This is a genomic window from Aeromonas sp. s8 (assembly GCF_040907785.1).
Taxonomy (GTDB): Bacteria; Pseudomonadota; Gammaproteobacteria; order Enterobacterales; family Aeromonadaceae; genus Aeromonas; species Aeromonas veronii.
Genome location: NZ_JBFOCL010000047.1, coordinates 335084 through 349585, shown reverse-complemented (window position 1 = coordinate 349585; position 14502 = coordinate 335084). Strand labels below are relative to the sequence as shown.

Genomic DNA, 14502 nt, shown 5'->3' with positions numbered 1-14502 from the left:
TGAGGGAGGGATTCGAACCCTCGATACGTTGCCGTATACACACTTTCCAGGCGTGCTCCTTCAGCCACTCGGACACCTCACCAAATTTTGGTCTGTGGTTTAACGTGTCCAGCCAACACGGTATTCGCTGCGCTGTTGCGCTGGAACGGGGCGTAATGTAAGGGATACGATGGCTTTTGGTCAATGCAATTTTTTACTTTTTGCGTTCGTTTGCTCAATATCCGAACCAAGTGACCAAAAATATGCCGTTTCGTATCCCTTTCAATCAATTTACTGCCGCTTCGTGCAAATGTTCACCTTTGAGCGCCTCTTCCAGCGAGCCGTAAAACTCCAGCTTGCCGGGCTGCGGCCGCACCTTGGCACGGGCCAGGGTCTTGAGCGGTTGGAACTGCAACTCGGCCACCCGCAACTCGACACCGGCTTTAGCCATCTGCTTGCCAAAGTGGAGGAAGGCAGACAGGCCGCCCGCATCGAGGATGGAAACCGCCTCCATCTGCAACACCAGTACCTTGTGCCCTTTCACTTGTGATTCCAGCTCGGCAAAGACCCGTTCGGCCGCTGCGAAGAAGAGCGGGCCGTTGATCTTGTAGAGCAGGCCATTGTTCGGCACCTCATGGGCATAGCGCTTGTGCTCGGCCAAATCGTGCAGTTTGGTCATCTTGGCGATTTCGCGCATAAAGAGCAGGGAAGCCAGGATCACCCCGAAAGTGATGGCGATGACCATGTCGAAAATGACGGTGAGCGACAGGCAGACCAGCAGTACCAGCACATCGGATTTGGGGGCGCGGCGGATCAGCTCCACCACCTTGTGCGCTTCACTCATGTTCCAGGCCACGATGAGCAGCAAGGCAGCCATGGCCGAGAGCGGCAACCAGGAGAGCCAGGGGGCCAGCACCAGAATGGCGGCCAACACCACCAGCGCATGAACAATCCCCGAGATAGGGGACGTAGCGCCGGCACGCACGTTGGCGGCAGAGCGGGCGATGGCGGCGGTAGCGGTAATGCCGCCAAAGAAGGGAGCGAAGATGTTGCCAAGCCCCTGCCCCACCAGCTCGGCGTTGGAGCTGTGTTTGCGACCTGTCATGCCATCCAGCACCACGGCGCAGAGCAGCGATTCGATCGCCCCCAGCATTGCCATGGAGAAGGCGGCAGGCAGCAGCCGCTCAATAGCCGCCAGGTTCCATTCAACCGGCAAGCCATCAGGTCCGGGCAAGGCCCAGGGCATCACCAGGGTCGGCGCGATGGGCGGGATCCCCATCCCTTGGGTGCCGTCGGCCAGGGTATAGCTGAACTTGCTGCCGATGGTGGCCACATCCACCCCAAAGTAATGGAGGCCAAAACCCAGACCTACCCCGACCAGCACTGCGGGCAGGTGGCCAGGCACCGGCAGACGCAGGCGCGGCCAGAGCAGCAGCACGGCCAGCGTTGCGACCCCCACCAGGGTATCGCCCCACTGCCAGCTTGGCAGGGCGGCGGCCAGCGCTTCGACCTTGCCCAGATAGGTTTCCGGCATCTCGGGCACGCTCAGTCCAAAGAAGTCCTTGATCTGCAAGGTGGCGATCACGATGGCGATACCACCGGTAAAGCCCAGCGTCACTGACGGGGGAATGTACTCGATAAGGCGGCCAAGACGGGCCATCCCCATCGCCACCAGAAAAAGGCCGGAGATGAGCGTCGCCATCAACAGACCACCGACCCCGAACTGCTGGGCGACAGGATAGAGGATCACCACAAAGGCAGCGGTCGGGCCGGAGATGGAGTAACGGGAGCCACCGGTCACGGCGATCACGATACCTGCGATGATGGCGGTATAGAGACCGTGTTGCGGTGGTACACCGCTGGCGATGGCCAGCGCCATGGCGAGCGGGATGGCGATGATGCCCACCGTCACACCGGCGATAAGATCACGGCCGAAGCGGGCCATGCTGTAGGGTTCATCAATACAGGACTGGCGTAAGGCTATGGCGAGCTTCACGCTATTTAAAGAGGCTTGCTTGTGCATGTATATCGTAATACCAGAAGAGGGAGATAAAGGCCGGAGAGATCCGGCGCCCGATCATCATCAAGGGCCGGCAGGGCTGTCGACGCGGCGATGGTATCCTGCGTAACCTTACTCCAGACGGGCCATTTTTTCGATGGGCAGGATCAATGAAACGCGCGCTCACCCGTTATTTGGCCTATTTGCCGCCAAATCGCCGATCTTGACTCCTGCTCTCCCTCTTTTAGCCGCAAAGATTACCATTTGAGCCTCCATTGATTGCCAGCACGTTCGCGACATCATGCTGGCATCATCAGGTTGATGCGAACCGAACAAATCCACTCTTCACCGATCGACCAAGGTGATGGCAAGGGACTGATTGTGCTGAAAATAAACCGCAAAGCGCAACTTTTGGGCAAACAGTCCAAAAATCCGGTTTTCGGGGAATTCGCGGGTTGACACCCGCCGCCCTGGTCATTAATATTCGCCCCGTCTTAACGAGACAGGCAATTCCTCCTTAGTTCAGTCGGTAGAACGGCGGACTGTTAATCCGTATGTCACTGGTTCAAGTCCAGTAGGAGGAGCCAATTCCCTCGTAGTTCAGTCGGTAGAACGGCGGACTGTTAATCCGTATGTCACAGGTTCAAGTCCTGTCGAGGGAGCCACATTCTAAAGCCCAGCCTTTTGGCTGGGCCTTTTCGTATCTGCTGTTCGCTTACGTCCCCGCCTCGCTCTGCTCTCAAACGCCCTTTGTCATAACATCTCTTGCCTGCATGTGATGACCAACCAGTACACTGTTTGACATGCCAATTGCACGCCATCCCATCAACAAGGGGCTGGATTGACCAGCCCCAGTGTGTGCACCTCATCTTGCTGTCAGTTACCGGAGTCAGAAGCGGTAGAGCAGACCCGTGGTCATGCTGGTGGAACGAATGTCGTAAAAGTCGATCCCGGAGTCTGCATTGGCGTAGCTGGCGCTGAGGAGTGCAGAGAGCGGCGCGATGCCAAACAGCTGGTGCCAGAAGAGGGTGGCATCAATGGCCATGTCGCGGCTGTCGGCACGCTGGCCAAACAGCGGGTTGGCTTCGTCATAGTCGCGTTTGCCCAGATAGAGGTTGCTGACAAATGACCAGCGGGGCGAGGTTTTGGCGTAGGTGAGCTGCAACCCCTTGCTCACATAAGACTCGGCACTGCCCGCCAGACCCGCCTTCTGGTAGCGCAATGCTGGCTCGAGGAACTGATCGTCTGCCAGCCGGAACTGGTAGGAGAGCTCGGCGGAGTTGACCCGACCATTGCGATCCAGCATCCCCATCGTCTCGCGGCCAGATTGCTCGCCACTGGACTCCTCATCCACCTTGACGTCACGGCTGGTGACGCTGCCACTGAGCGAACTGCCCCAGATGTTGTCCCATGCCAGACGGGCACCGTGGGAGCGCACCTCGCTCTCCTGACGTGCCACCCCCACCGCAAAGGGATCGCGCCACACCTTGACCGGAGTGGCATTGAACACCAGCGAACCGGCCACGATCCCCTTGTCCCCCAGCTGCTGGCGCAGCCCGAACTGCTGGGTGCCGTCGCCGCGAATGGCATCCTGAATGAGGTTGCCCAGGAACAGCTGGCTACCGGTGGAGGCAAAGGTGTAGCGCAGATCCCCGTTGATCGCCGGTGCAACATTGTGTTGCTTTGCCGCAGCACCCAGAGCATCTATCCGCTCGCTACCTGCACTTCCCGTGGCAAAATTGGACCTGGTCTCGACAACGCTGGCCCCTGCCAGCATACTGCCGGAAAAACCAGATTCCCCGGGAATTGCCCCCAGATCTTGCGCCTGAACCCCGCTTGCAACCAGCACCCCCATACCCAACAGCAGACCAATACGCATCGCAACACTCCTGGCAAGCGGCCACTAACGGTGGCCGAGCCTGATAAATAGAAGGGAGGCAGTCGCCTCCCGGAATCGAGAAGCGGCATGTTACGGCAGGGAAAAATCACAAATAAGACGGCGGGATGCGGTTTTATTTTTTATGATGGCTTTTTATTTTTTATAGGCGCAAGCAGGGGGCGACCCGGCATAATGAGTCCCCACAGTCGTGCAACGCTGTGGGCTGCTCGCGTCATACTCACTCTATTTACCCCTGTTCCCAACATCGGAGTTTTCATGCGTCGATTCAATTTCATGCTCAATGGCAGCCGATTGATGATGTTCCCCTTCTACGTCTGCATTCTGGTGTGCGTGGCCCTGCTGATGGTGAAGTTTGCCATGCAGCTCTATCTGCTCTGCATCAACATCATCGAGATCCCCTACATGGACCTCATCACCGGCGTGCTGACCCTGGTGGACTTCGTGCTGGTGGCCCAGATGCTGATCCTGGTGGCGGTCTGCGGCTATGTGCAATTTATCCAGACCCAGGAGCAGCGCGAGGCCATCGGCGACAACTGGCTCAGCAAGATCAACTTTGCCTCCCTCAAGCTCATCGTCATCAACTCGCTGGTCACCATCGCCGGGGTCGAGGTGCTCAAGGCATTTCTCGAGGATGGCATCACCAATGAGGTGGAGATGAAGTGGTCCGTGGTGGTGTTTCTCGCCTTCTCGCTGGCCGCGCTCATCTATGCGGTGACCGAGCGGATGGCGGATCATAAATAGTCGGGCCTGATCACTGTGCTTGTTCAGCCTTGATTCACCAGCAATACAATTGATAACACTTTTCATTACTCTTACTGCGTTATAAACTTGCTCCCCCGGGCTGCCCCGCCCGGGTGCTGGAGCCGTTATGACAAGCCTTTCTCTCTCACCCCGACAATTCTGGCAGTGGCTGGCCTACCACCATCAGGCCGCCGAGGGCACCCTCTATCTGATGTTCTTCTCCGGCCTGCTGCTGTGGGAACCGCTGACCCCGATCTGGTCGCTGGCTCGCTGGAATCTGTTTTTCCATGTGATGCTCTCGCTCACCCTGTTTCCGCTGCTGTTTGGCGCCTTCTGGCTCTCCCATCGCAACCTGTTAAGCCGCAGCAACAAACCCTTTTTGCGCACCACGGGGCGGATTATCGAAGTCCTGCTGCTGGTCTGTCTGGCCAGCGGCCTACTGCTGGTGCTGCACGGCACTCCGGGCGATGCCATGGGCAGCCTCGCCAGCTGGGCCCACTGGCTGAGCGCGTTGGCGTTAACTCCTCTGGTGCTGCGCCACGCCTGGCGCTGGACCATCTTGAAATGGCGCTCCTGATCCCATGTTGAAGTCATCGTTTTCTGCATATTTGTCACCCCTGCTGGCCCTCCTTCTGCTGCTGGCCAGCCCCTTCGCGTTGGCCCAACAGATGGGCACAGGGATGCTTGCCTATGAGGAGGGGCAAAGCCCGCGCCTCGTCACCGCCAACCTGAACGCAGGCTCGGTCACCCTGCTGGAGCGCGATAGCGGCAAGCGGCTGAAAGAGGTGCAGCTGGGGGGCGCTCTGCGCCAGCTGGCCCGCGCCGATGACGGCACCCTGCTGGTCACCGACTACAGCGGCGATCGCCTGCTGCTGCTGGATGATGATCTCGATCTGGAAAAGGCGATCCCCACCGGTCATCGCCCCTATGGGATCATCTTCGATGCCAAGCGGCAGTGGTTCTGGGTCACGTTGTTCGAATCCGCTCGCCTGCAGGCTTACGACAGCGCCGGCAACCTCCAGCTGGATGCAGAAACCGCCGAGACTCCCCGTGGACTAGCCCTGACCGACGACGATCGCCTGCTGCTCACCCACGCCATGACCGGCCAGATCGCCATCTATGATCTCGCCAAGCTTGGCCACGGCGCCAAGGGATCTTCGCTTCCCAAGCCCAAGCTCATTACCCTGACCGAGACCCATAGCGATACGCCAAGCGACTCGCAGGGATTGCCGCGCCTACTCGATGGCATCGCCCTCTCCCCCGATGGCAGCGAGGCCTGGCTGCCCCATGTGCTGTGGAGCTTCAGCCACCCCTTCCAGTTTCAGAGCACCGTCTTTCCGGCCGTCTCCATCATCGATCTCGATGAGGAGAAAGAGCGGGTCGATGAAAGAAAGCAGCTCTTTTTGCAGATCAACCTGCCAAGCGTCGGCAACCGCAGCCAGATCGTCTCCAACCCGTTTGCAGCCCGATTTGCCGCCGATGGCAAGCGGGTCTATCTGACCCTGGCGGGCTCGGAAGATCTGCTGGTGTTTGATCTCTCCCGCAGCGGCAAGTCCAACAACAACCGCCACCGCCGCAAGAAGTTTCAGGGGGGCGCCAAGGCAACCCAGCTCTTGCGCCACCTGCCGGGCCAGAATCCACGGGATCTGCTGATCGACGGTGACCATATTCTGGTGCACAACGCCATGGGGCAGGATCTCACCCGCCTCAATAGCGGCGGCAGCAGCCCGTTTGCCCGGGTCACCGTCGATGTGCCTCACTTCGCTAGGCTGGTAGAGACGGATCCGCGCCCCGAGCCGCTTCAGCGCGGCGAGCGGCTGTTTAACCTCGGTAACACAGCGTCCAACTCACGCTTCCCCATGGCGGGGGACAACTGGATGAGCTGCAACTCCTGCCATCTGGACGGGTTCAACTTCACCAACCGCTATCTGATGGCGGCCCATCGCCAGAAGAGCGGCGACAACGCCATCAACGGCCACGCCAACCTCACCAACATGGTGGCGGGGGATTTTGTCGGCGAATACCTGCGCATGACCCAGCAGACCCAGGGCGGCATGGGCCATGACACCCGCGATGGCGCCGAAATAGTTGACCCCACGAGGCCCCAGCCGGAAGTGAAAGCGATGATGGAGGACTTACACGCCTTCGTCACCGCCGATGGCAACCTCCCCTATCTTGCCAACTGGCTGCGGCTCGATGCCCCGCGCACGGATCCCGCCAAGGCGCCAACCACTCACCCGAAGGAGTGGCTCAACTCTGCCTCCTGCCAGAACTGCCACCAACAGGCCTTCAAAGATTGGAGCGAGAGCAACCACCGGCTGATGGGCAACTCCCATCCCTACTACAAGGTGGTGCAGGCGCTGGCCCGAGAAACCGAAGGGGAAGCGTTCGGTCAGTGGTGCCAAGGCTGCCATATGCCCCAGCAGGTGATGACAGGCCAGCTGGATCTGCCCAAGGGCTCCCACATGTTCGAGCAGGGCGGCGCCTCGCTGATTGCCGCCCACAAGGCGGGCGAACCTGTGGTTGAGGAAGGGACCGGCTGCGTGCTCTGCCATCGCATCACCAAGGTAGAAGATGCGGGCGGCAACAGCGCCTTTACGGTGAATTTGAAAGACCGTGAGAGCTATGTGTTCGAGGATGCCCCGGGCGGCAGCCTCCAGCACTGGCTGGCTGAGCGGCAGATCAACGCCCGTCCGGCGGCCCACAAAGCCTCCTATCAAAAGGATTTCTACCGCGACGCGGCTCTGTGCAAGTCGTGCCACAACGAGTTTGCCCCGGGCACCGGCGCCAACATCGTCAACACCTGGGACGAGTGGGAAAAATCCAGCTTCGCCAAGGCCGAGGATCCCGCCAAACGGCGCACCTGCATCGACTGCCATATGAACCCGGAGCCGGGCAATGGCGGTGCGCCGGTATCGGGCCAGTCCACCGAAAACGGCACCATGAAGGCGCGGTTCTATCGCCACAACTTTACCGGTGCCCAGCACCAGCTGGTGGGGCTGCGCAATCCCGACCTTGAACAGGAGAGTCTGGCGCTCTTGCGCTCCAGCGCTACCCTCTCCGCCCGTATCGAACAGGCTGCCGATAGTCAGCAGCTGGTGGTGCGGGTCGCCAATACCGGCGCAGGCCATGCCCTGCCCACCGGGGTGGCTGATTTTCGTGAACTCTGGCTGGAGCTGACCGTCACCGACGCCACCGGCAAGGTGGTGCTTGCCAGCGGCCAGCCGGTGGATGGTGCTGTGCCCGAGGATGCACGACTGTTTCGCAAAGTGTTCGGCGATGCCGAGGGCAAGCCGGTGGGGCTCAAGTTCTGGCGCTACGCCAAGCTCTTGGAAGATACCCGCATTCCGGCCGATGGCTGGCGCGATGAAGCCTGGCCGCTGCCAGCAGATGCCCAAGGGCCCTTCAAGGCCGATATCAAACTCAATTTCCGCACCTACCCCAAGTGGGTCAATGATGCGGTGCGCGCCGCCGAGCCGAGCTTGCCGGAGCCACCCATAGTGCAGCTAAATCGGTTGCAACTTGCCTTGCAGCCTCTCCCCGTCACGCCCGCTACGGAGCCTCAATCCTGATGTTTGCAAGTTTTCTCATTACCCTGCGCGAGGGGCTGGAAGCCTTCCTGCTGGTCGGCATCTGCCTCTCCTACCTCGCCAAGCTGGGGGCGAGCCGCTACAACAAGTTCATCTATCTGGGGGTGGGGCTTGGCCTTGTCGCCTCCCTTGTCGTCGCCTTCCTGTTCCAGGTGGTGGTGAGCCAGTTCGAGAGCGAGCGCTACAACCACCTCTTGATGGCGGGGATCCTCATCTTTGCCACCTTGGTGCTCACCTATATGGCGATCTGGATGCAAAAGCAGGCCAAATCCCAGGTGGGGGCCATGACGGCACGCATCGATGCGGCCATCGATGGCGGCAACCTGTTTGGTCTGGTGCTGCTCGCCTTTCTGGCGGTGATGCGCGAAGGGTTTGAAACCGTGCTCTTCTTCTCCGCCCTGCTCTATTCGGGCCAAGGGGTCGATCTGCAATCCGGCCTGATGGGCGCGCTGGCGGGGTTGCTGGTCTCCATCGCGCTGGTGTGGGGACTGCTGCGCTCCACCCGCAAGGTGGCGCTGGCGCCTTTCTTCCGCTGGACTGGGCTGCTTATCATCATCATCGCCGCAGGCTTGCTCTCATCTGCCGTCAACATGTTGCAAGCGGCAGACATCATCACCTTCTGGACCACGCCGGTGTTCGACATCAGCCACATTCTCGACGATCAGGGGGTATTTGGTACCTTCCTGCGCGCCCTGTTTGGCTACAATGCCTCACCCGCTGGCTTGCAGCTGCTGACCTGGGCCCTCTATCTGGCGATCTTCGTGACCCTCTGGCAGCGCAGCTATCGCCCGCAGGTGAGCGCCGCATCCAGCAAGGGCTGAGCCCGCACGCCCTGTGGCAACAAGGGCACGGGGTAACAACACCATTCGGGAGCCGCGCCTTGGCGCGGTTCCCTTATCTATCAAGCAGTTTCGGAATAGGTCATGAGCGATAACAACAAGAAGCACATTGCGGTGCTGGGCGCCGGCCCCGCCGGTTTGATGGCCGCCTGGCGCCTGCGCCGCGCCGGTTTTGCAGTCACCCTGTTCGAGCAGGAGCCTGTGGTCGGCGGCATGTGCGCTACCCAGACCTTCAAGGGGCGCGATGGGGAGTATCGCTTTGACTACGGCGGCCACCGCTTTATCACCAAGAACCCCGAACTGCTCGCCTTTATCGACGAGCTGATGGGGGACGATCTGCTACACGCCGAGCGCAAGAGCGTGATCCGCTTTGGCGGGCGCACCTATGACTACCCATTGAACCTGCCCAACCTGCTCAAGACGGCGCCGCTGGCCCTTATGGCCGGTGCGGTAAAAGACTTGCTGCTGTTGCCCTTTAGCAAGAAGCCGAATGATTTTGCCAAGGCGAGCTTTGCCGAGTGGATCCAGAGTCACTTCGGCCGCACCCTCTACCGCCAGTTCTTCGAGGGCTACACCGGCAAGCTGTGGGGCATCAACCCGGACAAGCTCTCCGCCGACTGGGCCGGTCAACGTATCAGCCTCATCGATTTGAAAGACGTGGCGCGCCGTCTGCTGCCAAGACGCAACGGCAGTATCTCGGTGCGCACCTATGCCCGCAAATACCGCTACCCCAAATATGGCTTCGGCCAGATCTTCACCACTCTGGGGGAGCGGCTGGTTGCCGAGGGCGTTGAGCTGAAAACTGGCGCTACCATCACCCGCCTTGAGCAGGCCGATGGCCGCATCGAACGGGTGTATTGGAAACAAGATGACATTGAGCAGAGCGAACGCTTTGATCAGGTGATCTCCACCCTGCCGCTGCCGCTCACCTGCCAGCATCTGGGCTTGCCGTGCGATCTCCAATACCGGTCGCTTCGCTTCGTCAATATGCCCCTCAAACAGGAAAACCTGTCGGACAACACCTGGCAGTACCTCTCCGATCCCCATATTCTGGCCACTCGTTTGCAGGAGCCGCGCCGCCGCAGCCCCTTTATGGCGCCACAGGGCCAGACCTCGGTGATGCTGGAGATCCCCTGCAATCCGGGGGATGCCACCTGGCAGGCGCCGCTCTCTGATCTGCGCGGTCGGGTTACCGCCGATCTGGAGAGCCTTGGCGTCGATACCCAGAAACTTGGCGATGAGACCTTCGAGGCCCGCAGCGAATACGCCTATCCGCTGATGGACCTTGGCTATCAGGCGCGCCGCAAAGAAGCCATCAAGGCGCTGATGCCGATCACCAACCTCATCATGACCGGCCGTCAGGGGACATTCCGCTACATCTTCACCGACACCGCCATGGAGATGGGGATGATGGCCGCCGACATGGTGATCGACGGAGTGGACAGACGTCACGCCATCTTTAACCATCGCAACGAAAACACCGTGATCGAAACCCAGAGCGTGGCCTGAGTGCCGCGCCATTGGCATAAGTAAGGAGAACAGGATGACCATCCGCCCGGGTTTACTCGCCCTCACCCTGCTGCTGACCCTGAGCGGGCAGGCGCAGGCTTACTCCTACGCCGCCGCCGGCAAGGAGCCACTGATCGACGCCCGCGAAGCGCTGCTGGGCGCCGCCACTGGCGGCAAGGATGCCAGCGCCACCTTGAGCGAGATTGCCGACGAACTGACCTATCTGGAGCAGCACCACAAGGTGGAACTGCAAGCGCCGCTGGCCGCGGCCATCAAGGCCAAAGATGCCGCAGCCACCGCTGCCCTGCTCAACCGGGCCTACAAGGCGGAGATCGAGCGCCGCCTCGAAGGGGCCAGCCAGAATCTTGGCGACTACCAGACCGCCAAGGTGCTGGTGGTCAAGAGCAAGCGCTTCCTCGATCTGATCCTCCCCTCCCTCAGTGAAGGGGATCGCAAGGCGGCCGAACTGGCGCTGGCCAAGGTGCTGGATGCCATCGGCAACCCGGGGGTATTCGGGGTGGGCGCCAAGCCCGCCGATGCCGCCGCCTTTAGCGATGCAGAAAAAGCGCTGATGGCCGTGCTGGCGCCGCTTTGATGGCTACCCGCCAATCATTGCGCCATCTCGCTGTGACAAACGGTGGGTTTCGCTGCGCTCTACCCACCCTACGCACGGCCTACCGATAGATGCACCCGGACGCCGGTTTGCCCCCTTCTCCCCTTGCGGGAGAAGGGCTGGGGATGAGGGGTAAGGTAACGGCCCGGCGTTGGCCTTCCACCTGCTCCACCACCATTTGGCTGCTTATTCTGCTGCAACTGGCCTGGCTTGGCTGGCTGCTGGCCTTCCCGGTGGCGCTCGATTCCGACGATGCCCTCAATTTTGCCCACGGGGTGACGCGCTTTAGCGTGCTGGAGTTCTCCCCCCACTTTCCGGGCTACCCCGCCTTTATCTGGCTGGCACGGCTGCTCAATCTGCTGGTGGACGATCCGGCCCGCGCGGTGCAGTGGGCAAGTTTGCTCGGTAGCAGTTTGCTGGCGCCGCTCGCCGCATTGCTGACGGTAAAACTGTGGCAACGGCCAAGCCTGCTCGCCCCAGTCTGGCTGCTGGTGCTGGCCCTGCCGCTCACCCCGACGCTCGCCCTCTCAGGCCTTTCGGATGGACCAGCGCTCGCGGCCTGGCTTGGGGCGCTGCTGGCCTTGCAGCAGCGCAGAATTGCACTGGCGGGTCTGCTGCTGGGTCTATTGCTGGCGCTGCGACCCTCCTATTTTGTGCTGGCGCTGCTGCCCCTGTGGCTGGGGATGGCGCAGCAGGGCACCCGCGTCAGGTTTGTGCTTCCCATCGCGCTGGTTGGGCTAGCCTGCCTGCTGTTTGTCTGGCAAGCCGATGGCTGGGCTTATTTCAGCGAGGGGCGGCGCTTTACCGACGGCCACTTTACCCTGTGGGGCAACACGGCAGCGGCCCACGGCGATCGGCTGCTGAGCTGGGCGAGCACCTTCAACGATCAGCTCACCCCGCTTTGGCCCTTGGCTGTTGGGGCGCTGCTGGTACTGCCGCTTTGGCAAAGATCAAAAAACCACACTGCCGCCCTCTCGCCGCTCTGGACGATCTACTGGCTCGCCCTGCTGCTCTGGACCCTGTTTGGCCAGAACCCTGACAATCCCCGCCATCTGGCCCCCATCACCCTGCTCGGTATCGTGCTGCTGACAGGCTGGCTGCCACGTCATGGCGAGTGGCTGGTCGCGGTGGCCGGATTGCTGCTGCTCGGCGCGACCTTTACCCTGCCCCGTCCGCCCGCCATGGTGCAGGCGGCAAGGCTGGCAGAGAAAAGCTGCCCGGCGCTGGTGACCCAGTGGGGGGTAAGATTGCTGCGGGAGACCACGGCACTGCCGGTAACGGACGGCTGGTACAAGGGGGATGCGGCGCTGGCGTTCTCTCGGGGAGCCTGCCGCCTCAGCCGCCGCCCCATCGCCGCGAGCGAAATGCCCACTGCGGTGCGCCAGCACTGGTTTGCCCCACGCTTTGCCGCCGAGCCCGGACTCTGGCTCGCCATTCCCTCACTGCAGACAACCCATGGGGGAAGTGACAAGAAACACAGAAAAAGCACAAAAACCAACCAAGGCAACTAAAAAAGAGGGGAACAACTCGGGTACACTCACTGCGCATCCATAACAGACGAGTCTCCTTATGCGTTTAACCAGAGAGTGGCTGTGGGTTTTGTCGGTGCTGACCGGGGCCTGTGCCCTCCTGTTGCTGCCATTCTGGCTGCGTGGCGGCAGTCAGGGCCATGATCTGTTTCACCACCTGCTCTCCGGTCACATCTTTGCCGTGCAACTGTGGCAAGGTGAGCTCTATCCGCGCTGGTTGATGGAGATGAACGGCGCCTTTGGCAGCCCGGTCTTTTTCTTCTATCCCCCCTTGCCCTACTATGTGAGCGCACTTTTCGCCGGCCCTACCCCACTGGCCCACGAGGCGATGACGCCGCTGCTCTGGAGCAGCAGCGTGGCACTCTGGCTCTCCGGCCTGTTTGCATATCTCTGGTTGCGCCCCTTTGCCGGCCACGGGCGGGCGCTGTCGGCCAGTCTGCTCTATATGGCGCTGCCCTATCATCTGGCTATCGATATCTACGCCCGCTTTGCCTTGGCGGAGAGCTGGGCCTTCGTCTGGGCGCCGCTGGCACTGCTGGCGCAGGATCGCCTCTGCCGCCGCGCCCCCTTTGCGCTACTGCTGCTCGCACTGGCCGTCTCCATGCTGACGCTTTCCCATCTACCAAGCACCCTGCTCATTCTGGGCTTGCTCACCCTGCGCAGCCTGCTGCTGGTCTGGCGCTACAAGGGGAGCACAACGCTTGTCAGTGTCCCTGTCACCGCCTCCCCGCTTATCGGCACCCTGCTGGGCCAGCTCTGGGGGTTGGCGATGGCCAGCCTGTTGCTGCTGCCCGCTCTGCTGGATCAGGGGGGGATCTCCATGGAGCAGATGCGCACCGGCATGTTCGAATTTCAGCGCAACTTTCTCGATCGTTTGCCCCAAAGCCGTGATGACTGGCGCTTTCGCGGCCATCTCGCTTGGCTGACGCTGCTCACCCTGGCTCTGCTACTGGTAGCTTGGGCGGCTGCCCGCGAGCCGCGCCATCCCGAGTTGCTGCTCTGGGGGGTCATTGGCACCCTGAGCTTTCTGATGATGCTGCCACCAAGCGAGCCCCTGTGGCACCTGCTCACTCCGTTGCAACTGGTGCAATTTCCCTGGCGTCTCAATCTGCTGCTGGTCATCGCTACCGTCGCCGTAGTGGCGCTGGGTACCCCCACCTATCGCCCGTGGCAGTGGGTCTGGTGGCTACTGCTTGCCCTCACCCTGCTCTCGCAGGGACTCTATGTACGCGAGGCGCCGCTCACCCAGGCTCCCGTAAAGAGTCAGCTCGACGGGGAGTTCGACAGCAAGCGCAGCGCCCGCGAATACCGACCAAAGCAGGTGCCGCGCGGCATGTTTGCCCCCACCCTGCTGGCCTGGAAAGAGGAATTCCAGCCCGCCATCACCAGCGACCATCAGGGGGTGAACTGGCAGATCCAGCGCTGGCAGCCGCGTCATATCGAATTGACGGTGGATGCCCCGGCACCCGCCAAGCTGGTCCTGCACCAGTTTGATTACCCGGGCTGGCAGGCAAGGCTCGACCAGCGCCTGCCGCTGAGCGTCAGCAGTACCCGCAACGGGCTGGTGCAGGTCTGGGTGCCCGCCGGACAACACAGCCTCACCTTTACCCTTACCGCCCGCTGGCCGGAGCGGCTCGGGTACGCCATCTCGTCGCTGGCCTGGCTGCTCTGGCTGGGGGGAGTGATCCGCGCAGCGCGCCCGCATGACCGCAAGCGAGCTCCCCAAGGTGGCTGAGCCGCCGGGCACCTCCCCCTTTTGAGGGGGCAGGAACGTCATGCCGAGCGGGGGCAAACCTGATAGAC

General features: G+C 61.4%; 10 protein-coding genes and 2 tRNA genes. 10 read left to right on the top strand and 2 right to left on the bottom strand.

Going from position 1 to position 14502, the window contains the following annotated elements:
- Nucleotides 1-265 precede the first annotated feature (265 nt).
- Complete coding sequence (dauA, locus tag AB5Y86_RS17575) at nt 266-2002, bottom strand: C4-dicarboxylic acid transporter DauA (RefSeq protein ID WP_368193605.1); 1737 nt, start codon at nt 2000-2002, stop codon at nt 266-268.
- Between the two features lie 487 nt (nt 2003-2489).
- On the opposite strand from dauA, the gene AB5Y86_RS17570 reads away from it, so the two are divergent.
- Both AB5Y86_RS17570 and AB5Y86_RS17565 read left to right on the top strand, forming a co-directional pair.
- Nucleotides 2490-2565 (top strand) — tRNA-Asn (locus tag AB5Y86_RS17570).
- Between the two features lie 2 nt (nt 2566-2567).
- Nucleotides 2568-2643 (top strand) — tRNA-Asn (locus AB5Y86_RS17565).
- A gap of 224 nt (nt 2644-2867) precedes the next feature.
- On the opposite strand, the gene AB5Y86_RS17560 is transcribed toward AB5Y86_RS17565, so the two are convergent.
- Nucleotides 2868-3857, bottom strand: coding sequence for a DUF2860 family protein (locus tag AB5Y86_RS17560; protein ID WP_368193604.1), 990 nt, complete (start codon nt 3855-3857; stop codon nt 2868-2870).
- Nucleotides 3858-4133: 276 nt separating this feature from the next.
- On the opposite strand from AB5Y86_RS17560, the gene AB5Y86_RS17555 reads away from it, so the two are divergent.
- The 8 genes from AB5Y86_RS17555 (at nt 4134) to AB5Y86_RS17520 (ending at nt 14434) form a co-directional block, all read left to right on the top strand.
- Entirely contained in the window at nt 4134-4619 is a 486-nt protein-coding gene (locus AB5Y86_RS17555; protein WP_042657617.1) for a YqhA family protein, read from the top strand.
- Between the two features lie 127 nt (nt 4620-4746).
- Nucleotides 4747-5196, top strand: coding sequence for a hypothetical protein (locus tag AB5Y86_RS17550; protein WP_368193602.1), 450 nt, complete (start codon nt 4747-4749; stop codon nt 5194-5196).
- A gap of 4 nt (nt 5197-5200) precedes the next feature.
- Nucleotides 5201-8191, top strand: coding sequence for a YncE family protein (locus AB5Y86_RS17545; protein WP_368193601.1), 2991 nt, complete (start codon nt 5201-5203; stop codon nt 8189-8191).
- Complete coding sequence (locus AB5Y86_RS17540) at nt 8191-9030, top strand: FTR1 family protein (protein ID WP_164536636.1); 840 nt, start codon at nt 8191-8193, stop codon at nt 9028-9030. Before AB5Y86_RS17545 ends, AB5Y86_RS17540 begins: the two co-directional genes overlap by 1 nt.
- 102 nt (nt 9031-9132) lie before the next feature.
- On the top strand, nt 9133-10557 hold the full coding sequence (locus AB5Y86_RS17535; protein WP_368193599.1) for an NAD(P)/FAD-dependent oxidoreductase: 1425 nt from the start codon (nt 9133-9135) through the stop codon (nt 10555-10557).
- A gap of 34 nt (nt 10558-10591) precedes the next feature.
- Nucleotides 10592-11152, top strand: a complete 561-nt coding sequence (locus tag AB5Y86_RS17530) for a hypothetical protein (RefSeq protein WP_368193598.1) — start codon at nt 10592-10594, stop codon at nt 11150-11152.
- Between the two features lie 200 nt (nt 11153-11352).
- Nucleotides 11353-12681, top strand: coding sequence for a hypothetical protein (locus tag AB5Y86_RS17525; RefSeq protein ID WP_368193615.1), 1329 nt, complete (start codon nt 11353-11355; stop codon nt 12679-12681).
- Between the two features lie 58 nt (nt 12682-12739).
- The gene (locus tag AB5Y86_RS17520; protein ID WP_368193596.1) at nt 12740-14434 is read left to right on the top strand and encodes a hypothetical protein; all 1695 of its coding nucleotides are present in this window, start codon (nt 12740-12742) and stop codon (nt 14432-14434) included.
- The last annotated feature ends 68 nt before the right edge of the window (nt 14435-14502 follow it).

Coding starts and splice junctions, on each gene's coding strand:
- dauA (WP_368193605.1), bottom strand. CDS start 2,002: ATGCACAAGCAAGCCTCTTTAAATAGCGTGAAGCTCGCCATAGCCTTA.
- AB5Y86_RS17560 (WP_368193604.1), bottom strand. CDS start 3,857: ATGCGTATTGGTCTGCTGTTGGGTATGGGGGTGCTGGTTGCAAGCGGG.
- AB5Y86_RS17555 (WP_042657617.1), top strand. CDS start 4,134: ATGCGTCGATTCAATTTCATGCTCAATGGCAGCCGATTGATGATGTTC.
- AB5Y86_RS17550 (WP_368193602.1), top strand. CDS start 4,747: ATGACAAGCCTTTCTCTCTCACCCCGACAATTCTGGCAGTGGCTGGCC.
- AB5Y86_RS17545 (WP_368193601.1), top strand. CDS start 5,201: ATGTTGAAGTCATCGTTTTCTGCATATTTGTCACCCCTGCTGGCCCTC.
- AB5Y86_RS17540 (WP_164536636.1), top strand. CDS start 8,191: ATGTTTGCAAGTTTTCTCATTACCCTGCGCGAGGGGCTGGAAGCCTTC.
- AB5Y86_RS17535 (WP_368193599.1), top strand. CDS start 9,133: ATGAGCGATAACAACAAGAAGCACATTGCGGTGCTGGGCGCCGGCCCC.
- AB5Y86_RS17530 (WP_368193598.1), top strand. CDS start 10,592: ATGACCATCCGCCCGGGTTTACTCGCCCTCACCCTGCTGCTGACCCTG.
- AB5Y86_RS17520 (WP_368193596.1), top strand. CDS start 12,740: ATGCGTTTAACCAGAGAGTGGCTGTGGGTTTTGTCGGTGCTGACCGGG.